This window comes from Modestobacter italicus (assembly GCF_019799965.1).
Classification (GTDB): domain Bacteria; phylum Actinomycetota; class Actinomycetes; order Mycobacteriales; family Geodermatophilaceae; genus Modestobacter; species Modestobacter italicus_A.
Genome location: NZ_JABGCJ010000006.1, coordinates 13406 through 34505, shown reverse-complemented (window position 1 = coordinate 34505; position 21100 = coordinate 13406). Strand labels below are relative to the sequence as shown.

General features: G+C 75.5%; 21 protein-coding genes. 8 read left to right on the top strand and 13 right to left on the bottom strand.

What is annotated here, in order from left to right; all coding sequences use genetic code 11:
- Positions 1 to 75: 75 nt before the first annotated feature.
- The 5 genes from HLA93_RS15280 to HLA93_RS15260 form a co-directional block, all read right to left on the bottom strand.
- A complete protein-coding gene (locus HLA93_RS15280; protein WP_246626801.1) occupies positions 76 to 561 on the bottom strand; it encodes an Hsp20/alpha crystallin family protein in 486 nt (161 codons plus the stop codon).
- Positions 562 to 740: 179 nt separating this feature from the next.
- A complete protein-coding gene (locus HLA93_RS15275; protein WP_222195281.1) occupies positions 741 to 2114 on the bottom strand; it encodes a glutamine synthetase family protein in 1374 nt (457 codons plus the stop codon).
- 29 nt (positions 2115 to 2143) lie between these two features.
- Positions 2144 to 3121, bottom strand: coding sequence for a YihY/virulence factor BrkB family protein (locus tag HLA93_RS15270; protein WP_308128163.1), 978 nt, complete (start codon positions 3119 to 3121; stop codon positions 2144 to 2146).
- Positions 3122 to 3204: 83 nt separating this feature from the next.
- A complete protein-coding gene (locus tag HLA93_RS15265) occupies positions 3205 to 3762 on the bottom strand; it encodes a dihydrofolate reductase family protein (protein WP_222195279.1) in 558 nt (185 codons plus the stop codon).
- Positions 3763 to 3964: 202 nt separating this feature from the next.
- Positions 3965 to 4570 (bottom strand): TetR/AcrR family transcriptional regulator, encoded by a 606-nt coding sequence (locus HLA93_RS15260; protein ID WP_222195278.1) that lies wholly within the window; start codon positions 4568 to 4570, stop codon positions 3965 to 3967.
- Positions 4571 to 4594: 24 nt separating this feature from the next.
- Between HLA93_RS15260 and HLA93_RS15255 the strand changes: the two genes are divergently transcribed.
- Positions 4595 to 5791 (top strand): MFS transporter, encoded by a 1197-nt coding sequence (locus HLA93_RS15255; RefSeq protein WP_246626800.1) that lies wholly within the window; start codon positions 4595 to 4597, stop codon positions 5789 to 5791.
- Here HLA93_RS15255 and HLA93_RS15250 read toward each other — a convergent pair.
- A complete protein-coding gene (locus HLA93_RS15250; RefSeq protein WP_222195276.1) occupies positions 5776 to 6663 on the bottom strand; it encodes an oxidoreductase in 888 nt (295 codons plus the stop codon). The genes HLA93_RS15255 and HLA93_RS15250 overlap by 16 nt on opposite strands.
- Before the next feature lie 100 nt (positions 6664 to 6763).
- Here HLA93_RS15250 and HLA93_RS15245 point away from each other — a divergent pair, with 100 nt between their 5' ends.
- From HLA93_RS15245 to pip, 5 genes are all read left to right on the top strand, one after another.
- Complete coding sequence (locus tag HLA93_RS15245) at positions 6764 to 7888, top strand: amidohydrolase family protein (RefSeq protein WP_222195275.1); 1125 nt, start codon at positions 6764 to 6766, stop codon at positions 7886 to 7888.
- A 72-nt stretch (positions 7889 to 7960) separates the two neighbouring features.
- The gene (locus HLA93_RS15240) at positions 7961 to 9349 is read left to right on the top strand and encodes a YibE/F family protein (protein WP_222195274.1); all 1389 of its coding nucleotides are present in this window, start codon (positions 7961 to 7963) and stop codon (positions 9347 to 9349) included.
- A complete protein-coding gene (locus tag HLA93_RS15235) occupies positions 9346 to 9966 on the top strand; it encodes a class I SAM-dependent methyltransferase (protein ID WP_222195273.1) in 621 nt (206 codons plus the stop codon). The genes HLA93_RS15240 and HLA93_RS15235 overlap by 4 nt, the downstream gene beginning before the upstream one ends.
- A gap of 31 nt (positions 9967 to 9997) precedes the next feature.
- Complete coding sequence (locus HLA93_RS15230; protein ID WP_222195272.1) at positions 9998 to 10330, top strand: TraR/DksA family transcriptional regulator; 333 nt, start codon at positions 9998 to 10000, stop codon at positions 10328 to 10330.
- Positions 10330 to 11274 carry a prolyl aminopeptidase gene (gene pip, locus HLA93_RS15225; RefSeq protein ID WP_222195271.1) on the top strand — a complete coding sequence of 315 codons (945 nt, stop codon included), beginning with the start codon at positions 10330 to 10332 and terminating at the stop codon, positions 11272 to 11274. The genes HLA93_RS15230 and pip overlap by 1 nt, the downstream gene beginning before the upstream one ends.
- Before the next feature lie 84 nt (positions 11275 to 11358).
- On the opposite strand, the gene HLA93_RS15220 is transcribed toward pip, so the two are convergent.
- The 5 genes from HLA93_RS15220 to HLA93_RS15200 form a co-directional block, all read right to left on the bottom strand.
- Positions 11359 to 12318: a glycosyltransferase family 2 protein gene (locus tag HLA93_RS15220; protein WP_308128162.1), complete on the bottom strand. Its 960-nt coding sequence runs from the start codon at positions 12316 to 12318 to the stop codon at positions 11359 to 11361.
- Positions 12315 to 13172 carry a glycosyltransferase family 2 protein gene (locus HLA93_RS15215; protein ID WP_308128161.1) on the bottom strand — a complete coding sequence of 286 codons (858 nt, stop codon included), beginning with the start codon at positions 13170 to 13172 and terminating at the stop codon, positions 12315 to 12317. Before HLA93_RS15215 ends, HLA93_RS15220 begins: the two co-directional genes overlap by 4 nt.
- 102 nt (positions 13173 to 13274) lie before the next feature.
- A complete protein-coding gene (locus tag HLA93_RS15210; RefSeq protein ID WP_308128160.1) occupies positions 13275 to 14339 on the bottom strand; it encodes a prenyltransferase in 1065 nt (354 codons plus the stop codon).
- The gene (locus HLA93_RS15205) at positions 14332 to 15096 is read right to left on the bottom strand and encodes a class I SAM-dependent methyltransferase (protein ID WP_222195269.1); all 765 of its coding nucleotides are present in this window, start codon (positions 15094 to 15096) and stop codon (positions 14332 to 14334) included. Before HLA93_RS15205 ends, HLA93_RS15210 begins: the two co-directional genes overlap by 8 nt.
- Positions 15090 to 16364: a glycosyltransferase family 4 protein gene (locus HLA93_RS15200; protein WP_222195268.1), complete on the bottom strand. Its 1275-nt coding sequence runs from the start codon at positions 16362 to 16364 to the stop codon at positions 15090 to 15092. Before HLA93_RS15200 ends, HLA93_RS15205 begins: the two co-directional genes overlap by 7 nt.
- A 64-nt stretch (positions 16365 to 16428) precedes the next feature.
- On the opposite strand from HLA93_RS15200, the gene HLA93_RS15195 reads away from it, so the two are divergent.
- Positions 16429 to 16722 carry a Dabb family protein gene (locus HLA93_RS15195; protein WP_222195267.1) on the top strand — a complete coding sequence of 98 codons (294 nt, stop codon included), beginning with the start codon at positions 16429 to 16431 and terminating at the stop codon, positions 16720 to 16722.
- A gap of 144 nt (positions 16723 to 16866) precedes the next feature.
- Positions 16867 to 17940 (top strand): DUF4192 domain-containing protein, encoded by a 1074-nt coding sequence (locus HLA93_RS15190; RefSeq protein WP_222195266.1) that lies wholly within the window; start codon positions 16867 to 16869, stop codon positions 17938 to 17940.
- 67 nt (positions 17941 to 18007) lie between these two features.
- Here the strand turns inward: HLA93_RS15190 and HLA93_RS21825 are convergent, their stop codons facing one another.
- Positions 18008 to 20098, bottom strand: coding sequence for a S9 family peptidase (locus HLA93_RS21825; RefSeq protein ID WP_222195265.1), 2091 nt, complete (start codon positions 20096 to 20098; stop codon positions 18008 to 18010).
- 159 nt (positions 20099 to 20257) lie between these two features.
- Positions 20258 to 20977 (bottom strand): metal-dependent transcriptional regulator, encoded by a 720-nt coding sequence (locus HLA93_RS15180; protein WP_222195264.1) that lies wholly within the window; start codon positions 20975 to 20977, stop codon positions 20258 to 20260.
- Positions 20978 to 21100: the final 123 nt, after the last annotated feature.

Sequence of the window (21100 nt, the reverse complement as noted above, 5' to 3'; positions counted from 1 at the left end):
CGACGTGGGCAGGATGTCGACAGCTGTCGACGTGGGCAGGACGTCGAGCAGCTGTCGACGTGGGTGGAGCGTCGGTCAGCTCTCGACGGCCGGCTTCTCGCCCTCGATGGTGTGCGCCTCCACCGCGGCCGGGGTGTCCGCCCGGGTCACGGTGATCTTGCGGGCCTTGGCCTTCTCGGCGACCGGGATGCTCACCGTGAGCACACCGTCGTGGTAGCTGGCCTCCAGTCGGTCGGTGTCCAGGCTGCGGCCCAGCACCAGCTGCCGGGTGTAGCTGCCGAACGGCCGCTCGGCGACCTGCCACTGCGCGCCCTCGATCTCCGGCACGGAGCGCTCGGCGCTGATGGTCAGCGTGGTGCCCTCGACCGACAGGTCGATCGAGCCGGGGTCGACGCCGGGCAGGTCGAAGTGGGCCACGAAGTTGTCACCCACCCGGTAGGCGTCCATCGGCATGCCGGCCAGCGGGCGGGCGGTGGTCGTGCCGGTGCGACCGGTCAGCTGGTCCAGCGCCCGGAAGACCGAGGACGTGGACGCGAAGGGGTCGTAGGAAGTCAGCATCATGGCTGCGTACCTCCGGTGTCGTGCGAGTGCTCTGTTCTGGTGTCGGGTGGCGCTGCCTCTGGCGAACCTCCAGCGGCAACTGGAGATTACCTCGACCGCGCACCCAGGTAAACGTGCATGGCGCAGAAATGTTCCAGCGGCGACCGGAGGATCGTTCCCTGCGGGGGCGCAGCCGGCGGTCAGTACCGCCAGCGGACGGCGGCCGTGACGTCCTCCGCCGACTTCCCGTCGAACAGTGCGATCTCCCCTCGGCGCACCTCGGCGATGGTGGTGGCCAGCTCCGGTCCGAATGCGGCGGTGAGCACGTCGTCCCGCTCGAACGCGGCCACCGCCTCGCCCAGCGACGTCGGCAGGGCGGCGATGCCGGCATCCCGCCGGGCTGCCTCGCTCAGCGTCGCCGGGTCGATGCCCACCGGGTCGGGCAGCGCGGTGCCGGCCCGCACCCCGGCCGAGCCGGCGGCGAGCAGGCCGGCCAGCAGCAGGTAGGGGTTGGCGGCGGCGTCCACGCACTTGACCTCGACGTTGGCCGCCGCCTGCCGTGAGCCGCTCGGCCCGGTGACGAACCGGACGGCGGCCTCCCGGTTCTCCAGGCCCCAGACGGCGTACGCGCCGGCCCAGTGCGAGGGCACCAGCCGCAGGTAGGAGGCGACGCTCGGCGCGCCGACGGCCAGCAGTCCGGGCAGATGGTGCAGCAACCCGGCGACGAACGCCCCGCCGTCCGCGGTCAGCCCAAAGGTCCCCGATCCGCCGCTCATCAGGTTCTCCGACCCCCGCCACAGGGACAGGTGCACGTGCCCGCCGTTGCCCACATCGTCGGCGGTGACCTTCGGGGAGAAGGACGCGCGCAGCCCGTGCGCGATGCTCACCGCGGTGATCGTGGCGCGCACCAGCAACGCGGTGTCCGCGGCGGCGACCGGGTCCTCGGCAGCGACCGAGACCTCCAGCTGGCCGGCGGCGTACTCGGGGTGGAGCTGGTGGACGGCCACGCCCTGAGCGTCCAGCGCCGCCAGCAGGTCGCGGGCGTAGTCGGAGACCTCGATCTGCCGGGTCAGCCCGTACGCCGGCCCGGACAGCGCCGGCACGAAGGCGTCCGCGGTCTGCCCGAGCGCCCACTCGACCTCGAACGCGGCCTGCACGCTCAGCCCGTCGGCGGCCAGTTCGTCGACCAGCCGGCGCAGCAGGGAGCGGGAGCACTGCACGTGCGGGACGCCGTCCTGGGTGTACCGGTCGACCGGCGCCCAGGCCCACCCCTCCTGGGCGGCGAGCACGGTGAGCCGGGAGAGGTCCGGGTGCAGCCGCAGGTCGCCGATGACACTGCCGGCATGGGTGCCGGCGATGATCGAGTCGTCGACCAGGAAGCCGTCGAACACCGGGCTCATCCCCACGCCCCACTGCGCGGCGCTGGGCAGCTGTGCAAGTGGCACCGCCTTCATCCGGGCGATCCCGCTGGTGTCGACCCAGGGGAGCACGACGCCGACCACGCCGGCGGCCGCCAGGTCGCCGAGCACCGCCTCGGCCGCGACCCGTCGCTCGTCCCGCTCGTGCAGCTGCATGCGCCCTCCCGGTGGCGTTGCGTGCGTGGTCAGTCCGTGCTGCGGTCGGGTGGGTCGAAGGTGACGTGCACGGTCTCGAAGCCCTTGGTCCGCTGGGCCTTCGCCATGCCGGTGTAGCTGCGCCGGTCGCCGGGGGTCAGGTCGACGTCGTCGGTGAACGGGGTGAGCAGCGCACGCGGCCACAGCCGGTCGACCCGCACCACGTTGACCTCCACGCACAGCACGCCGATCACCGCGGCCAGGTAGAGGAAGGCGAGCAGCCCGATCACCAGCGCGAAGACGCCGTTGACGGCGCTCGCGCTGCCCATCACCCGGCCGACGTAGCTGACCCCGAAGGTCTGCAGCAGCTGCCACAGGACCGCGGCGGTCAACGCCCCGGGGAGCACCTGACGGGCGGTCAGGTGCCGGGCGGTGGCCAGCCGGAAGGCGAACACGAAGACGGCGGCGTTGATCGCCACCGACCCGAGCAGGGTCAGGGCGCGGGAGGCCGCGCCCAGTGAGCCGAGGTGCCCCGAGGTGAAGGTGGACAGCGCCGTCGTCCCGATCACGGCGAGCCCGGCGGTGGCCAGCAGCAGCAGGCTGCGGCCGCGGGCCAGGAAGGGGTTGGGCCGGCTGTTGCGCGGCACCGACCACGCGGTGTTCATCGCGTACTGCACGGCCTGGGCGACGCCGAGCGCGCCGTACAGCGACCCCAGGATGCCGACGACCACCCCCAGGACGCCGCCGCTGAGCCCGCGCGGTTCGCCGAGCTGCTCGCCGACGACGGGGAACTGGCTCAGCGCCGAGTCGAGCAACCGCTGCTGCAGCTCCGGGTCCCCGACCAGCACCTGGCCGAGGATCGTGGAGAAGAGCAGCAGCAGCGGGAACAGCGAGACGAAGGCGTAGTAGGTGATCAGCGCGGCCAGGTACGGGCCGGAGTCGTCGACGTACTTGTAGACGACGGCGATCGGGAACCCGGCCGCCCGGTGTCGGCGCTGCACCCGGTCGAGCTTCTCGGCGACGGACACGGGCGCAGTGCACCACGACCCCGGGCCGTGCACCATGCGAGGCGTCGGCGTTCCGACGACACGGCCGCCGGTACCGGTGGAGCTCAGCGGGTCCGGTAGCGCGCGTAGCGCAGTCCGCTGGCGAAGGTGCGCTGCTCGACCAGCGCCAGGTCGAGGCGCACGCCGTCGGGGAAGAACCGCGTGCCGCCGCCCACCGCGCTGGTGGTGGTGAAGAGGTGGTACTCGTCCACCAGGCCCGCGGCGATCGCCTGGGCGGCGAGGGTCGGGCCGTCGACGGTGAGGTCGGCCTCGGCCTCGGCCTTGAGCCGGCGCACCTCGTCCGGGTCGAACGTCCGCTCGATCCTGGTCCGCTCGCTGGACACCGACGCCAGGGTCGTGGAGTAGACGACCTTCTCGGCGGCCTGCCAGTCCCGGGCGTACTGCACGACGTGCGGCGGCGCGTCGGGCAGGTCGTGCGCGGTCTCCCAGAACACCATCGTCTCGTACATCCGCCGGCCGTAGAGGTACGTGCCGACGTGGCGGAAGGTGTCGCCGATGAAGGTGTGCACCTCCTCGCCCTCGGCGCCGGAGCCGAGGTCGCCCTCGGCGGCCGCGGCGTAGCCGTCGAGCGAGGTGATCATCCCGTAGAGGAGCCTGGCCATGGTGTTCCCTCCGGGCGCGGGTGCGTCGGTCTCCTGGTCCTGGAGGCTGTGACCTGCGCCGGGCCCGGAACTCATCGATCGGCCGGGCGTTGCCGCGGGCCGTCGGACGCACGGCAGCTCCGCCCGGCGGCACCGGCGCCGTGTCGACATGTCGACATGTCGCCGTGTCGGTCGGGTGGTCGCCCGGGCTCAGGTCCCGGGCTCAGGTGCCGGGGACGTGTCCTCGGGCGGCCAGCCAGGCGGCGGCGAGGTCGCGGGCGCGGCGGACCGGGTCGCCGGCGGCCAGGTCCGGGGTGGTCCACTCCCGGGCCGACCGGGCCAGTGCGCCGTCGTAGCAGAGGAGCAGCGTGGCCGCCGCCTCGTCCGGGTCGTCGACACCGGCGGCGACGGCGAGCTCGCGCAGCCGGGCGGTCAGCAGCAGGGAGTCCGCCTGCAGCCAGGGCTGGGCCGGGTGGTCGGCCGGCAGCTCGGTGGCCGCGGCCAGGAACGCGCAGCCGCGACGGTTGCCCTCCCGCTGCCGGTACCGGTTCACCGCGTCGAACAGCGACAGCAGTCGGTCGACCTGGTCGTCGAGCTCGGCGAGCACGTCGTCCCAGGTCGCCCGCCACAGCTGGTGGCGCTCCTCCAGGTAGGCGGCCACCAACCCGTCCTTGCCGGCGAAGTGCGCGTACATCGTCGCCGGGGAGACGCCGGCCCGCTGGAGCACGGCGTCCACGCCGGTCGCCGCGATGCCCGACTCGTAGAACAGCTCGCCGGCGGCGGTGAGCAGTCGCTCGCGGGCGGGTCGGGTCGCCGGGCGCGTGGTCATGGGCTTACTGTAACGGTCGTTATGATGAAACGATCGTTACAGCAGACGGAGACGCGCCCGGCCGCGCTGGTCGTGCCCGGGCTGGCCGTCATCGCGGTCACCTACGGGCTCGCCCGGTACGGCTTCGGCCTGTACCTGCCGCAGTTCCGCGGCGCCTTCGGGTTGTCCCCGGGCACCGCGGGGGCCATCGCGGCGGCGAGCTACCTCGCCTACTGCCTCGCCGCCTACATCGCCCAGCGGCTGGCCGGGCGGGCCCGGGGTCGCACGGCGCTGTGGCTGGCCGGCGGGACCGCTGCGCTGGGCTCGCTGCTCGTGGCTGCCGCCTGGTCGGTCCCCGTCCTCGCGGCCGGGGCGCTCCTGGCAGGCAGCGGAGCCGGGGCGGCCAGCCCGGCGCTGGTCGCCGCGGTCGCCTCCACCGTGCGGCCGGAGGCGCAGCCGCGCGCCCAGGCCCTGGTGAACAGCGGGACCGGTGTCGGCGTCGTCGTCGGCGGGCTGCTCGTGCTCGCCGTGCCGGACGCATGGCGGGCGGCATGGGCCGGGTTCGCCGTGGTGGCCGTGCTGACCACCGCGTGGGCCGACCGGCACAGCCGCTGGGCCACCGCCGCGGAGACCCACCCCGAGGCGCCGCTGCGGGACCTCGTCCGGCCGCTGGTGGCCGCCGTCCTGGCGGGTGCGGGCTGCGCCGCCGTGTGGACCTTCGGGCGTGACCTGATGACCGTCGCCGGTGGACTGCCCGACGGCACGACCGGACTGCTCTGGTGCGTGCTGGGCGGAGCCGGCCTGATCGGTGGGCTCAGCGGTGACCTGGTGCTGCGGGTCGGGCTGCGCCGTGCCTGGTCGAGCACGGCCGGGCTCGCGGCCGCCGCGACCCTGCTGCTCGCCGCCCTGCCCGGTCGGCCCGCTGCCGTGGCGCTCGCGCTGGCCGGCTTCGGCGCCGCCTTCGTGGCGCTCAGCGGGGTGCTGATCGTCTGGGGTGGGCACCGGCTCCCCGCCGCGGCGCCCCAGGCCGCCGCGGTGCTGTTCATCGGCCTCACCGTGGGTCAGGCGGCCGGCGCCCTGGTGCTGGGCGCGGTCGCGGACGCGACGAGCACCCGGATGGCGTTCGGAGTGGCGGCGGCCCTGGTGCTCGCCGCGGTGCCCGCAGCGGAGCGGGGAACGCCGCCGTCGGGGACCGTGCAGGCCGGCAGCGCCCGGGCCGGCCGGGCTCAGGCCGGCAGCTGAGCCGGGAGGTCGACGCCGGTGAGCTCGGCCGAGGCCGCCCACAGCCGGCCGGCCAGCGCCGCGTCCGACGCCGCCGGGCTGCGGCCGGCCAGCGTCGGGGCGCCGCGCATGGTGGTGCCGTCGGGCCCGGCGAAGCCGGCGCCGGGCAGGTCGGCGACCGTGGCGAAGAGCGTGGGCAGGGCGCCCTGCGCAGCACTGGTGGCCAGCGCCCGGTTGGCCACCGCCATCACGGCGTCCTTGGCCCGGTTGCCCGTGCGGCCCTGGAGGTTGGTCGCTGCCCAGCCCGGGTGCGCCGCCAGCGCCCGCACCGTCGACCCGGCCGCGGTGAGCCGGCGCTGCAGTTCCAGGGTGAACAGCAGGTTGGCCAGCTTGGACTGCCCGTAGGCGCCGGTCGCCGAGTACGTCCGGCGCTCCCAGTTGAGGTCGTCGAGCACGATCTGCCCGGACCGGTGCAGCATCGAGGAGACGGTCACCACCCGGTCGGTGACGTGCGGCAGCAGCAGGTTGGTCAGCGCGAAGTGGCCGAGGTGGTTGGTGCCGAACTGCAGCTCGAAGCCGTCGGCGGTGCGCCCGGCCGGCACGTGCATGATCCCGGCGTTGTTGACCAGGAGGTCGAGGTCGCCGGACCACGCGGCGGCGAACTCGCGCACCGAGGCCAGGTCGGCCAGGTCGAGCCGCTGCACCTCGACCTCGCCCGGCAGGTCGGCCGCGGCTCGGGCTCCCCGGTCGACGTCGCGGACGGCGAGCACCACCCGGGCTCCGGCCGCGGCCAGCGCACGGGCGGTCTCCAGCCCCAGGCCGCTGTTCGCGCCGGTCACGACGACGGTGCGGCCGGCCTGCGTGGGGATGTCGGCGGTGCTCCAGGAGGCCATCCCCCGACTGTAGGCAGCAGCACGGCTGCGAGCAGCGGCACGCCCGAGGCCCGGTCGTCAGCGGGCGGCACCCGGTCGGCCGGCGGGCCAGACTGGTCCGGTGAGCGCCCTGGACCGCGACCTCGCCGACCTGCCGCTGGTCGACCACCACTGCCACGGCCTCGTGCGCCGGGACCTCGACCGGTCGGAGTTCGAGTCGATGCTCACCGAGGCGGCCGGGCCCAGCGCGCTGGCCGGCTCGCTGTTCGACTCGCAGGTCGGTCTCGCCGTCCGCCGGTGGTGCCCGCCGCTGCTCGACCTGCCGGCGCACGCCCCGGTCGAGGAGTACCTCGCCCGCCGGGCCGAGCTGGGTGCCGACGAGGTCGGCCGCCGGATGCTGGCGGCGACCGGCACCGGCACGTTCCTGGTCGACACCGGCTTCCTGCCCGAGCCGATCACCTCCCCGGACGAGCTGGCCGCCTTCGCCGGCGGGCGGGCACGGGAGGTCGTGCGCCTGGAGTCGGTCGCCGAGGAGGTGCTCGCCGAGGAGGTGGGCGCCGCCGGCTTCGCCGAGCGGTTCCGCACCCGGCTGGCCGAGCGCACCGCCGGGGCCGCCGGGGTGAAGTCGATCGCCGCCTACCGCGTCGGGCTGGCCCTGGACGGCGCCCGGCCGGACGACGCCGAGGTGGCGCGGGCCGCCGACCGGCTGCTGCGCGGCGATGGCCCCGTCCGGGTGGCCGACCCGGTGCTGCACCGGTTCCTGGTCTGGTGCGGCATCGACCTGGGGCTGCCGGTGCAGTTCCACGTCGGCTACGGCGACGCCGACGTCGACCTGCACCGCTGCGACCCGCTGCTGCTCACCGACCTGCTGCGGGCCACCGAGCCGGCCGGTGTGCCGGTGATGCTGCTGCACAACTACCCGTTCCACCGCCACGCCGGGTACCTCGCCCAGGTGTTCGGCCACGTCTTCGTCGACGTGGGGCTGGCCACCCACGCCATCGGGCACCGGTCGGGGGCGGTGCTGCGCGAACTGCTCGAGCTGGCCCCGTTCGGCAAGGTGCTCTTCTCCTCCGACGCGTTCGGCCTGGCCGAGCTGTACCTGCTGGGCACGGTGCTGTTCCGCCGCGCGCTGGGCAGCCACCTGGCCGAGGGGGTCGCCGAGGACGCCTGGACGGCGGCCGACGCGGCGCGGGTCGCGGCGATGATCGGCGCCGGCAACGCCGAGCGGGCCTACCGGCTGGGCTGACCGGTCGGGCGGATCGACGCCGGTCCGCCGGTCCGCCCGGAGATCGGTACCGCCGCCGCCTAGCCTGACCGGGTGCCGGCCGACATCCACAGCCACGGACCCGAGACCGGACCCGACGGCGAGCCGATCCCGCCCGACCCGGCCGCCGTCGCCCGGCGGCGCACGGCCGTGCGGATGATGCTCGTGCTGCTGGTGCCGGTCGGCCTGGCCACCCTGGTCGGGCTGTTCCTGCTCTGGCCCAGCGGCGGGCAGACCGCGGCCCAGCAGGCGGCGGAGTCCTTCCTGCCGCCGGGCACCACCTTCCCCGAGGCCACCGTCGCCTCGCTGGAGCCCTACGAGTGCGCCGCGGCGACCGGTGAGGCGCCGGCCCAGATCTGCGCCCGCGCCGTCATGGTCGTCGCCGAGGGCCCCAGTGCCGGTGACTACGTGCAGGTCGAGCTGCCGCCCGAGGTGATCGCCGAGGGCGTGGCCGAGGGCGACGAGCTGGTGCTCAGCCGCGACCCCGGCGTCGAGACCGGCGAGCCGGGCTACGCGTTCCAGGACTTCCCGCGCGGCACCCCGATCGTCGTGCTGTCGCTGGCCTTCGTGCTGGTGGTGGGGGTGGTCGCCCGGCTGCGCGGCCTCCTGGCGCTGCTCGGGCTGGGGTTCGCCTTCGCCGTCCTCATGCAGTTCATGCTCCCGGCCCTGCTGGACGGCGGGCCGCCGATCTGGGTCAGCCTGGTCGGCTCCTCGGCCATCATGTTCGTCGTCCTGTACCTGGCGCACGGCTTCTCGGCCCGGACGACGACGGCGCTGCTGGGCACCCTGTTCGGGCTGGCGCTGAGCGCGGTGCTCGGCGCGCTGTCGGTCGCGGTGGCCCGGCTGACCGGGTTCTCCAGCGAGGAGGCCGTCACCCTGCAGCAGTTCGACCCGACGCTGGACTTCTCCGGCCTGGTGCTGGCCGCCCTGGTCGTCGCCGGGCTGGGCATCCTCAACGACGTGACGATCACCCAGGCCTCGGCGGTCTGGCAGCTGCACGAGGCCTCGCCGGAGGCCGGCTGGCTGGAGCTGTTCCGCCGCGGCATGGCGATCGGCCGCGACCACATCGCCTCGACGGTCTACACGATCGTGTTCGCCTACGCCGGGGCGTCGCTGCCGCTGCTGCTGCTCTTCGAGCTCTACCAGCGGCCGTTCTGGACGACGCTGACCGGCTCGGAGGTGGGCGAACAGGTGATCGGCACCCTGGTGGCCGGCGTGGCGCTGGTGCTGGCCGTGCCGGTGACCACCCTGATCGGCGCCCTGGTGGCCGCGGCCGCGTCCAGCGCGACCCCCGCGCAGCCGCCGGCCGAGGAGCCGGCCCCCGCGGGGGCCCGGATCGGCGACCGGCCGGCCGGCCGCCGCCCGACCGACGACCCGGCGCCCCGGGTGCGCGGCGACGGTCCGGCCGGTGGTGGGGCCCCGCGCCCGCGGGACCCGCGATGACCGCGGACCTGCTGGCCGCCGCCGCGGCCGCGCCCGGGTTCATGCCCCCGGACGAGGGGCTGGCGCTGTACGGGGCCGCCCGGGCGGTCGAGGTGTCGGGGCCGCTGTTGGAGGTCGGCAGCTGGATGGGCAAGTCGGCGCTGTACCTGGCCGCCGCCGCCCGGGAGACCGGGCGCCAGGTGGTCACCGTGGACCACCACCGTGGCTCGGAGGAGCACCAGCCCGGCTGGGAGTACCACGACCCCTCGCTGGTCGACCCGCTGGTCGGGCGGATCGACACGCTGCCCGCCTTCCGCCGCACGGTCGCCGCCGCCGGCGCCGAGGACGTGGTCATCGCCGTCGTCACCCGCTCGGAGGTGCTCGCCCCGCTGTGGACGACGCCGCTGGCGCTGCTGTTCCTCGACGGCAGCCACACCGAGGAGTCCGCGCGCCGCGACCAGGACGCCTGGGTGGCGAAGCTGGCACCGGGCGGCACGCTGGCCATCCACGACGTCTTCCCCGACCCGGCCGACGGCGGTCAGGCCCCGTTCGGCGTCTACTCGCGGGTGGTTGCCTCCGGGGAGTTCACCGAGCTCCCCGGCACCGGCTCGCTGCGATTGCTGCGCCGTTCGGCCTGATCCGGCCGGACGGGGGGAGGACGATGGGGTGGTGAGCGCAGCTGAGGACCTGGCCCGGACCCGCACCGAGACACTCGCCCAGATCGACGCGCTCACCCGGGAGTTCGACGAGGTGGTGGCTGCCTCCCGGTCGTCCAACGCCGACGACGAGCACGACCCGGAGGGCGCGACGATCGCCTTCGAGCGGCAGCAGGTGGCCGCGCTGCTGGACCAGGCGCAACGCCGGCTGGGCGACGTCGACGCCGCGCTGGCCCGGGCCGAGTCGGGGGACTACGGCCGGTGCGTCGAGTGCGGGCGGCCGATCGCCCCCGAGCGGCTGGCCGCCCGCCCGCAGGCGCGCACCTGCATCGCCTGCGCCCGTTGATGTACCCGCCGATCGAGCCGTACGAGACCGGCACGCTCGACGTCGGGGACGGCCACTCGCTGTACTGGGAGGTCTGCGGTCACCCCGCGGGCAAGCCGGCGGTGGTGCTGCACGGCGGCCCGGGCTCGGGCTGCACCCCCGGCATGCGCCGGTGGTTCGACCCCGCGCGCTACCGCGTCGTGCTGTTCGACCAGCGCAACAGCGGGCGCAGCACCCCGTGGGCGGGTGAGCCGGCGGTCGACCTGTCGGCCAACACCACGCCGCACCTGCTCGGCGACCTCGAGCGGCTGCGGGAGCACCTCGGCCTCGACCGCTGGCTGGTGGTGGGCGGCTCCTGGGGCGTGACCCTCGGCCTGGCCTACGCGCAGGCGCACCCGCAGCGGGTCACCGAGCTGGCGCTGGCCGCGATCACCAGCCCCGACCGCTGGCTCACCGAGTGGATCACCCGGGACATGGGCCGGGTCTTCCCGCGGGAGTGGGAGCGGTTCCGGGACGGCGTCCCCGCGGCCGAGCGGGACGGCGACCTGGCCGCGGCCTACAGCCGGCTGCTGCACGACCCGGACCCCGCCGTCCGGGCGAGGGCCGCGCAGGACTGGTGCGACTGGGAAGACACCCACGTCTCCCTCGCCCCCGGTCACGAGCCGCACCTGTCGGTCGCCGACCCCGGGTTCCAGCTGGCGTTCGCGCGGGTGGTCACCCACTACTGGGGCAACGGCTGCTTCCTCGACGACGGGCAGCTGCTGCGGGACGCGCACCGGCTGGCCGGCATCCCGGGCGTGCTGGTGCACGGGCGGCTCGACGTCAGCGGCCCGCTGGACGTTGCCTGGCAGCTGCACCGCGCCTGGCCGGAGTCCGAGCTGGTGGTGCTCGGCGACGCGGGGCACTCCGGGGCCACGGTGTCGGCGACCCTGGTGGAGTTCCTGGACCGTTTCGTCGATCGCTGACCGGGTCCGCCACCGGCCGGCCGCCTCGTCGAGATGCGGCCGGCTGCGGTGTCCCCGGCCCGGGACACCGCGCTGCGGCGCAGCTCAGCTCACGTAGCGGCGGGCGGTGGACCTCCGCTGGGCGTCCTCCAGCGCGGCGAAGCGGGCCTCGGCGTGGGCGGGGAGCACCCGCCGTTCGCGCACCAGCCAGGGCAGACCGCGTACCGCGGCGAGCAGGCCCCGGGCGGTGACCCGGTCCCGGGGCACGGTGCGCAGCAGGTGCACGGTGCGGCGCAGCGCGGGACGCAGCGGGCGGCGCAGCCACGTCGTCCAGAGGGTGTTGCGGATGCCGTCGGCCCGGCGCTTGTGCGGGTCGCGGGCGGTGCTGGCCTGGTGGTGGATGGTCAGCTGCTCCAGGTAGCAGAGCTCCCAGCCCGCGGCCGCGAGGTCGCCGGCCATCAGCTCCTCCTCGCCCCCCAGCCAGAGCCGCTTGTTGAAGCCGCCGACCTCGTCGAAGGCCTCGCGGCGCAGCACGCTCGCCCCGGCCAGGAAGCTGCCCAGCGCCGGCCCGGGCAGCCAGTCGGCGCCGACGACGGGGGAGTCGCGCAGCTCGGCGACGATCGGGTCCTCGGTGCCGCCCGGCTCGACCAGGATGCGTGCGGTGACCACGGCCAGCCGGGGGTGGGCGTCGAACGCGTCGGCGGCGGCGCGCAGCGAGCCCGGGTCCCACCAGGTGTCGTCGTCGCAGAAGGCCACGTAGGGGGTGTCCAGCCGGGCGACGCCGAGGTTGCGGCCCACCGCGCCCAGGTTCTCCGGGCTGGCGATGAGCTCCACCCACGGGTGCTGCGCGCGGACGGCGTCGGCGGTGCCGTCGGAGGAGCCGTTGTCGACCACCACGACGTGCGGCTGCTCGGGCAGCTCGCGTAGCCGGGACAGCGCCAGCAGCAGCTCGTCCCGGCGGTCGTGGGTGATGACCACGACGGCGACCCGCGGGTCGGGAGCCGGCTCGGTCGGTGCGCTGGTCACGGTGTCCTCTCCGTCGACGTCCTGGGCGGTCCCGGTCACGACGCCAGCTCCCGGACGCCGTCCATCACGCGCCGCGGCAGCACCCGGCGGCTGCGGAGCGCCGCCGGCACCCGGGGGACCGCGCCGGCCAGGCCGCGCCAGCCGGCCCGCCCGGCGCGCGCGCTGCGGAGCAGCTGGCCGGCGACGTCCCGGAGGGGGTAGCGCATCAGCGCGGTCAACACCCGGCTGCGCCAGATGCCGGCCTGACGCGTCGCCGACGGCTCCCGGGAGGTGGACGGGTGGTGGTGCACGGTCACGTTGTCGACGTAGGCCAGGCCCCAGCCGGCGGCGGCCAGGTCCAGTGCGAGCCGCTCCTCCTCACCCGGGAAGCGGACCACCTCGTCGAAGCCGCCGGCGGCGGTGAACGCCTCGGTCCGCACCAGCGCGGCGCAGGCGACGAAGCCCAGCAGTGACGGGCCGGGCAGGTCGGGCTCGGTGCCCAGCGGGCTGTCGGCCATCTCGGTGCAGACCGGGTCGAGGGTCTCCTCGGGGCCGACCAGGATGCGGGCGGCGAGCAGGCCCAGGCGGGGGTGGGCGCGCATGACCTCGACCGCGCGGGCCAGGTCGCCCGGAGCCCACCAGGAGTCGTCGTCGGTGAAGGCGACGAAGGGGGTGCCGGCGTGGGCGGTGCCGATGGTGCGGGCGACCGCCCCGGCGTTGCGGTCCAGCGGGACGACGGTCACCTCCGGATGGGCTGCGCGCACCGCCGCCACCGTGCCGTCGGTGCTGGCGTTGTCGACCAGCACGACCGGCGCCTCGTGCCGGGGCAGGCTGGCCAGCAGGTCGGTGCGCCGGTTGCGGCTGGCCACCACACAGGTCACCGCCGCAGGCCCGGGGCTCGGGTCCGTGATCACCGGGTGATCGTGCCCGGCGGTCGGCGGGGTCAACCCAGGGCCCCCGTCACAGCGCGCGGTCGGCCGTCCGTCGGTCCCGGTCCGTGGGTAGCGGTACGCCGGTCACCGTGGCCCGGTCACCGCGGGGCGGTCCAGTGCGGCCGGGTCGGCGAAGAGCGCGGCGGCCGGACCGGTGCCGGCGATCGCGTCGGCGGCGAGCACCACCGCGGCCGCCGTCCAGGTGGTGCGCTCGACCGGCCACCGGGCGTCGTCGGCGTACACCAGCCCGGTCCAGTACGAGCCGTCCTCGGCGCGCAGGTGCTGCATCGCGGCGAGCTGCTCGGTCGCGTCGTCCGGCCGCCCGGCGGCGGCCAGGGCGAGGGCCAGCTCACAGGTCTCCGCGCCGGTGACCCACGGCCGGTCGGCGACGCAGCGCACCCCGAGCCCGGGGACGACGAAGGTGTCCCAGCCGGCGGCCAGCCGGTCGGTGGCGGCCGCGCCGGTGACCGCGCCGGCGAGCACCGGGTAGTACCAGTCCATCGAGTACCGCGACCGGTCGGCGAAGGCCTCGGGCCGCTCGCACAGCGCCCGGCGCAGGTCGGCGGCGGCGAGCTCCCAGTCGGGCTGGACCTCACCGACGAGCTCGGCGAGGGCCACGCCGGCCCGCAGCGCCTGGGAGAGGCTGGCGTTCCCGGTGAGCAGCGCCGTGTCGTCCGGGGTGCCGTCGGGCCGCAGCGCCCAGCTGATCGCCCCGGTGGCCAGCTGCATCGCCGTCACCAGGTCCAGCGCCCGGCGGACGGTGGGCCACAGCCGGCCGACCAGCGCCGCGTCCCCGGTGCGCAGCCAGGAGTGCCAGACGCCGACGGCGAGGTACCCGGCGTGGTTGCTCTCCACCGCGGGGGCGACGACGTGGCCGTCCCGGTACTCGGCGGCCCAGGAGCCGTCGGCGCGCTGCCGGCTGGCCAGCCAGTCGTAGGCGGCAACGGCCCGGTCGTGCTCGCCGCCGACGTCCAGGGCCATGGCGGCCTCCACCGAGTCCCAGGCGTCCAGCTGCCCGCCGCGGAACCACGGCAGCGCGCCGTCGGACGCCTGCTCGGCGGCGATCGCGGCGACGGTCTCCCGCAGCTGGTCGGCGGTGAGCACGCCGGGGACCGCGGGCAGCTCGGCGCCGTCGTGCCGGTCAGGCACGGGCGAGGCCCGCGGCGGCGTCGTCGGAGACGGCGCCCTCTAGAGGGGTTGCGGGTTTGTCGGCGTAGACCACGAAGCTCTTGCCGATGAGCGGGTCGAGCACCCGCTCGGCCGTGCGGGTCAGCCACGGGCGCCGCACGAGGTCCCAGACCAGCAGCCGGTGGTAGGCCCGGGTCAGCGCGGTGTCCCGGTCGACACCGACGGCGCACTTGAGCCACCAGTACGGGGCGTGCAGGGCGTGCGCGTGGTGGGTGTCCGTCGGCTGCAGCCCGGCCGCGGCCAGCCGCTCCCACAGCTGGTCGCCGCGGTAGATGCGGATGTGGCCGCCCTCATTGGCGTGGTAGGCGTCCGACAGGCCCCAGCAGATCCGCTCCGGGCCGTAGCGGGGGACCGTGACCGCGACCCGGCCACCCGGCCGCAGCACCCGGGCGATCTCGGCGATCGCGGTGCGGTCGTCGACGATGTGCTCCAGCACCTCCGAGGCGATCACCCGGTCGACGCTGGCGTCGGGCACCGGCAGCGCGCGCAGGTCGCCGCGGGCCACCGCGGCGGAGGCGCCGGCCGGGGCCTCACCGGCCGCGGCGATCGCGCCCAGCCACTCGGCGGTGGTGGCCACCTCGTGCTGCCCCCAGTCGACGGCGAGCACCGAGGCGCCGCGACGGTAGGCCTCGAAGGCGTGCCGGCCCTCGCCGCAGCCCAGGTCGAGCACCCGCATGCCGGGTCGCACGTCCAGCAGGTCGTAGTCGACGGTCAGCACCCGCGCTGCCCTCCGGTCGCGCCGGCCGTCTGCCGGTCCAGGACGTCGGCGTACCAGTCCGCCGTCCGTTCGGCGGTGCGGCGCCAGGTGTAGCTGCCCAGCACCCGGGTGCGCCCGGCGCGGCCCAGCTGCTCCTGCAGCGAGGGGTGGTCGAGCACCAGCCGCAGGGCCTCGCCCAGGCGGCCGACGTCGCCGGCCGGCACCTGCACGCCGGCGTGCGAGCCGACCACCTCCGGGAGCGCACCCGCGTCGGTGGTCACCAGCGGGGTGGCGCAGGCCATCGCCTCCACCGCCGGGAGGGAGAAGCCCTCGTACAGCGAGGGGACAGCGGCCACGGTGGCCGTCTGCAGCAGCCGCACCAGCTCCTCCTGCGCGACCGGTCCGGTGAACCGCACGGCGTCCCCCAGGCCGAGCCGGTCCATCGCCGTGGCCGCCGGCCCGCCGGGGCGCGCGCTGCCGATCACGGTCAGCTGCACGTCCCGTTCGGTGCGCAGCTTGGCGACCGCCTCCAGCAGGTGCACCAGCCCCTTGAGCGGCACGTCCGCGCTGGTGGTGACCACGATGCGGGCGCTCTCCCGGGCCGCGGGGTCGGCCGGCGGCCGGAAGACCGACGGGTCGATCCCGACCGGGATGACCTGGACCTGCCCGGCCGGCACGCCCATGTGCCGGCCGATGTCGCGGCGGGAGCTCTCCGAGACGGTGGTGATCCCGTCCAGCCGCTGGGCGACCCGGGCCTGCATCCCGGTGAACGCGTACCAGCGGCGCAGCGTGAGCCGGCGCCGCAGTCCGGGTGCCGCGGCGAGCTCGAGGTCCCGGTCGATGGCCACCGGGTGGTGCACCGTCGCGACCGTCGGCAGGCCCGCGCGCCGCAGCTGCAGGAGGCCGTAGCCGAGGGACTGGTTGTCGTGCACCAGGTCGAACTGGCCTGCCCGGCGGCCGAGCAGCCGGGCGGCCCGCAGGCTGAAGGTCAGCGGCTCGGGGAAGCCGGCGGTGCACATCGTGGCGAACTCCGCGACGTCCACCAGGCTGGAGAACTCCCGCAGCCGTGGCGTCCGGAAGGGGTCGGGCTCCCGGTACAGGTCGAGGCTGGGCACCCGGGTCAGCGGCGTGCCGTCGTCCAGCTCCGGGTAGGGCTGACCGCTGAGCACCTCGACGCGGTGCCCGAGCTCGCGCAGCTCCCGGGAGAGCGCCCGGACGTACACGCCCTGCCCGCCGCTGTGCGGCTTGCTGCGGTAGGACAGCAGTGCGACCCGCAACGACCGTCCCATGCCCGGACTGTAACGAGGGCGCCTCCGCTGGCCGGTGGCCGGACCGGCCTGGCAGGGTGCGGTCATGCTGCGCCACGTCGTGCTGTTCACCTGGACCGAGGACACCTCCCCGCAGACCCGCGAGGCCACGCTGGCCGCCCTGCGGCGGCTCCCCGAGGAGGTGGGCGGGATGACGGCGTTCGCGGTCGGCCCCGACGCCGGCCTCGTCGACGGGAACGCCGACACCGCCCTGGTCGCCGACTTCCCCGACGTCGAGGCGTTCCGGGCCTACGCCGGCGACGCACGGCACCTCGCGGTGATCGCCGAGCACGTCAAGCCGCACCTGGCCAGCCGGTCCGCCGTCCAGTACGAGGTCTGAGGGATCTGCCCGCTGCTGTCGCACGACGGGGAGGTTCGACGGGTCCGCTGACCTCCTGCGGCCCGGCGTCCACAGCCGGTGGTGCTGTCCACAACCCCGTCGCGCGGCGGCCCGCCGGGCGGCGCGGCCCGCAGGGTCGTGGCCATGTCCGACTCCCTGCCCGAGCACACCGTCCGCCTCTCCGACCCCGGTGAGGTCGCTGCCGCACTGCCGCACCTCATCGGTTTCCGCCCCCGTGAGTCGCTCGTGCTGGTCAGCCTGCGGGACACGACCCCGGTCACCCTCGGGCTGACCGTCCGGGTCGACCTGCCACCGGAGGAGCACCGGGCCGCGGTGGTCCGGGAGGTGGTGCGGGCCCTGCGCACCGACCGGCCGGTGGCGGCCCTGCTGGCCGTGGTGTCCGAGGACGCCGACGGCTGCTCGGCGCCGATCCCACCCGGCCCGGCGGTGCCGGTCCTGCCGCACCGCGAGCTGGTGCGCGAGGCCGTGTCGGCGTTGCACGAGCAGGAGTTGCCGGTGCGCAACGCGCTGTTGGTCCGCCGGGGCCGGTGGTGGGACTACGACTGCCCAGCGGCCTGTTGCGCACCGGAGGCGGGCACCTCGCTGCCCAGCGGCACCAGCCGGCTTGCGGCGGCCGCCGCGCTGTCCGGTCAGGTCGTGGAGGACGACCGCGAGGCGTTCGCCCGGCGGATCGCCCCGGTCGGCTTCCTGGCCGCGGCGGGGATGGCACAGGCCTGCGAACAGGTGGGCGACGAGCTGGCCCACCGGACGGCGCAGCTCGGTTGGGACGCCGTCGCCGACGAGGGCTGGGACGCCGTGCTGGCGGCGGTCGCGGCCTGCCGGCCCGGCTCGGTGGAGTGCCTGTCCGACCGCCAGGTCGCCCGGCTGGCCTGGGGGCTGCGCGACCTCGACGTCCGCGACCGGGCGCTGTCGCTCACGGTCGGCCCACAGGCAGCGGCTGCGGAGGTGGTCTGGACGGAGCTGGTCCGACGAGCACCGGCACCGCTGGACGCAGCGCCGGCCACCCTGCTGGCGGTCACCGCCTGGGTGGGTGGGAACGGTGCCCTGGCCGCCCTGGCACTGCAGCGAGCGCTGGACAGCGAGCCCGGCTACACCCTCGCCGGGCTGCTGCGGACGGCGCTGCACGCCGGCATGCCGCCCAAGGAGGTGCGCCGGCTGATGCGGCGGGCCGGCGACCCGGGCGGTGTGCGCCGGTGACCGGGGCGCCGGCGGTGGTGCCGGCGCCCCGCCCGGGTCCGAGCAGCTCGCGTCAGGGCAGCTCGGGTCAGAGCAGCTCGGGGCGCTGCCACTCCTCCCCGAGCACGTACTCGGCGAGGAAGGCGATCACCGTCTCGTACCAGACCGCGGCGTTGCCCGGCGTGAGCACCCAGTGGTTCTCGTCGGGGAAGTACAGGAACTTCGACGGCACGCCGCGCTTCTGCAGGTCGTACCAGAGTCGCAGGCCCTCACCGATCGGCACCCGGTAGTCCTTGTCGCCGTGGATGACCAGCATCGGCGTGCGGATCGCGTCGGCGAAGCGGTGCGGGGAGTTCTGCTCGTACCGCTTGGGCTCGGTGAGTGGGTCGCCGAACTCCTTCTCCCAGTAGTACGAGGAGTCGGTCGACCCGACGAAGCCGTCGAGGTGCCACAGGCTGGCGTGGGTGACGATCGCCTTGAACCGATCGGTCTGGGTGGCCACCCAGTTGGCCATGTAGCCACCGAACGATCCGCCCATCGCCGCGGTGCGCGTCTGGTCGATCTCCGGCAGGGCCTCGGCGGCGTCCACAGCGGCCATCAGGTCGGTGTAGGGGGCATCGCCCCACTCGCCCCAGCCGCGGCGGACGAAGTCCTGGCCGAACCCCTGGGACAGCGCCGGGTTGGGCAGCAGCACGGCGTACCCGCGGGCGGCGAGCACCCACGGCGTCCACCGCCACGACCAGGAGCTCCAGCTCATCAGCGGCCCGCCGTGGATCCAGAGCACCAGCGGGGCCGGGGTGTCCGCGCTGGCCCCCTCGGGCAGCACGAGCCAGGACTGCACCCGGGTTCCGTCGGCGGCGGTGGCGTCCAGCTCGCGCAACGTCCCGGGGAACGAGGTGATCGTGCCCGGGTTCGGCAGCGGGGCCGGGTCCTGGCCGGTGGCCGTCGGGTCGAGCCGCACCGGCACCGGCGGGGTGTCGTACCCCGACCGCAGGGCGTAGAGCGCGCTGCCGTCCCGGGCCACCTGCAGGTCGCTGTAGGCGCCCTGGTCGGTCAGCCGTACCGGTGCGCCACCGTCCACGGCGACCCTGAAGACGGCGTGCCGGCCGTCGTCGTCGGCCAGGAAGTAGACGGCCGTGCCGTCCGCGGCGAACTGCGGTGCGCTGGGCCAGCGGTCGAAGTCAGGGGTCAGCTCACGGACGCCGGCCGGCTGGTCGTCGTCCAGGTCGACCAGCAGCAGCGTGTACTCCGGCGGGTCGTCGTAGGTCGTGGCGGTCTGGCGGACGCAGACCACCTGACGGGAGTCGGGGGAGAAGCGCGCCCCGGACACGTCCGCCAGCGGGTCGTCGACCAGCGGGCGGGTCCGCCCGGAGGACACCTCGGTGAGCACCAGGCGGGAGCGTCGTCCGGCCGGGCCGTCCGGGACGTCCTCGCTGCGCACCACCAGCCGGCCGTCGGGGGAGAGGGCCACGTCCTCGCCCGCCCCCAGCGGCGCACCGGCGTCCGGGGTGAGGTCGCGCCACTCGGGCGCGGTCGGAGCCGTGCCGGGCACCGGCTCGGTGGGCAGCTGACCGATCCAGAACACGTGCGGCACGGCCGGGCCGAGGTCGTGGTCCCAGTAGCGCACCGGGTAGCTCTCGTGCAGCAGCGCCGTGACCCCGGCGTCCTTGCGGGCCGTGCGGCGGGCGGTGTCGGCGTCGGCGTCCTCGGCGCCCGGCATCGTCGGGGCCACCACCACGACGTCCCCGGTCTCGGCGGCCACGCTCACGCCGGAGATGCCACCGGGGCGCTGCAGCACCAGACGGGCCTCGCCGCCGGCCGGCGAGAGGGCCCACAGCGCGGCCTTGGGCTCCCCGGCGTCCTTGCCGGCGTCGGGGTCGGGGCGGGCCGAGGTGAACAGCAGGTCACCGGTGGGGGAGAACTGCGGGGCGGACTCACCCGCCGCGCCCCGGGTCAGCCGCCGGGCCGGGCGCTGCCCGGCGGGGTCGACCTCCCACAGCGCCGACTGCCACCGGGTGCCCGCCGGGTCCAGCGTCGCCACCGAGGTGACCAGCCGGGTGCCGTCGGGGGAGAGGGCCAGTCCACCCAGCCGGGGCAGCGCGACGAAGTCCGCGAGCCGGTGGAACGGGGTCGGCGGGGTGTCCTCGGGCTGCTCGGAGGGAGCTGGGGAGTCGCTCACCGGTGCCTTCTCTCTGCGCGTCGCGGCGGTGTCCCCGGCGAGCCTAGTGACGGAGGTCGTGAGCCGTGCGAACGAGTGAGCCGGCCGGCCCCCGGTACGCCGAGAGCCGCGCCCCGGCGGGGTCGCGGCTCTCGGCGTACCGGGTCGAGCAGGTGCGGTCTAGCTGACGCCGGCGGTCGCCTCGGCGGCCTCGACCGGCGTGAGCTCCTCCTCGACGGCGCTCACGAACACGTGCTGGGCCACGCCGGGCTGCAGCGCCTCCCCGTCGACGAGCACGGTGCCGTTGGCCAGCGAGGCGGTCACCGTCGACCCCGGCCGGACCCCCAGGTCGGCCAGGGTGCGCAGCAGCGCGGCGTCCTCCTGCAGCTGCTCGCTGATCCGCCGGATCACCACCGGGGTGCCCTCCGGCGTCGCCGTCGTGGAGAGCAGGGTGAGCGCATCGAGCACCGCGGAGGTGTCGCCGCCGAGTGCGTCGAGGCCGGGGATCGGGTTGCCGAACGGCGAGACCGTCGGGTTGCCCAGCAGGCTGAGCAGCTTGCGCTCCACCGCCTCGCTCATCACGTGCTCCCAGCGGCACGCCTCCTCGTGGACGTCGGCGTAGTCCAGGCCGATGACGTCCACCAGCAGGCACTCGGCCAGCCGGTGCTTGCGCATGACCGCGGTGGCCAGCTCGCGGCCCTCGTCGGAGAGCTGCAGGTGCCGGTCGCCCTGCACAGTCAGCAGCCCGTCCCGCTCCATCCGGGCCACGGTCTGGCTCACGGTCGGGCCGCTCTGGTGCAGTCGCTCGGCGATCCGGGCCCGGAGCGGGACGATGCCCTCCTCCTCCAGCTCGAAGATCGTCCGGAGGTACATCTCCGTGGTGTCGATGAGGTCGTTCACGTCCACTCCTCCGTCAGGTGGCCCCGATCCTACGAGGCGGGGGCCAGTCCACGGGGCACGCGAGCGGCGCAGCCGCCCGCCGCGTCGCGCCGACGCACGCGGCCGCCGGCACCGGTAGCGTCG

Coding starts and splice junctions, on each gene's coding strand:
- HLA93_RS15280 (WP_246626801.1), bottom strand. CDS start 561: ATGATGCTGACTTCCTACGACCCCTTCGCGTCCACGTCCTCGGTCTTC.
- HLA93_RS15275 (WP_222195281.1), bottom strand. CDS start 2,114: ATGCAGCTGCACGAGCGGGACGAGCGACGGGTCGCGGCCGAGGCGGTG.
- HLA93_RS15265 (WP_222195279.1), bottom strand. CDS start 3,762: ATGGCCAGGCTCCTCTACGGGATGATCACCTCGCTCGACGGCTACGCC.
- HLA93_RS15260 (WP_222195278.1), bottom strand. CDS start 4,570: ATGACCACGCGCCCGGCGACCCGACCCGCCCGCGAGCGACTGCTCACC.
- HLA93_RS15255 (WP_246626800.1), top strand. CDS start 4,595: ATGAAACGATCGTTACAGCAGACGGAGACGCGCCCGGCCGCGCTGGTC.
- HLA93_RS15250 (WP_222195276.1), bottom strand. CDS start 6,663: ATGGCCTCCTGGAGCACCGCCGACATCCCCACGCAGGCCGGCCGCACC.
- HLA93_RS15235 (WP_222195273.1), top strand. CDS start 9,346: ATGACCGCGGACCTGCTGGCCGCCGCCGCGGCCGCGCCCGGGTTCATG.
- pip (WP_222195271.1), top strand. CDS start 10,330: ATGTACCCGCCGATCGAGCCGTACGAGACCGGCACGCTCGACGTCGGG.
- HLA93_RS15200 (WP_222195268.1), bottom strand. CDS start 16,364: ATGGGACGGTCGTTGCGGGTCGCACTGCTGTCCTACCGCAGCAAGCCG.
- HLA93_RS15195 (WP_222195267.1), top strand. CDS start 16,429: ATGCTGCGCCACGTCGTGCTGTTCACCTGGACCGAGGACACCTCCCCG.
- HLA93_RS15190 (WP_222195266.1), top strand. CDS start 16,867: ATGTCCGACTCCCTGCCCGAGCACACCGTCCGCCTCTCCGACCCCGGT.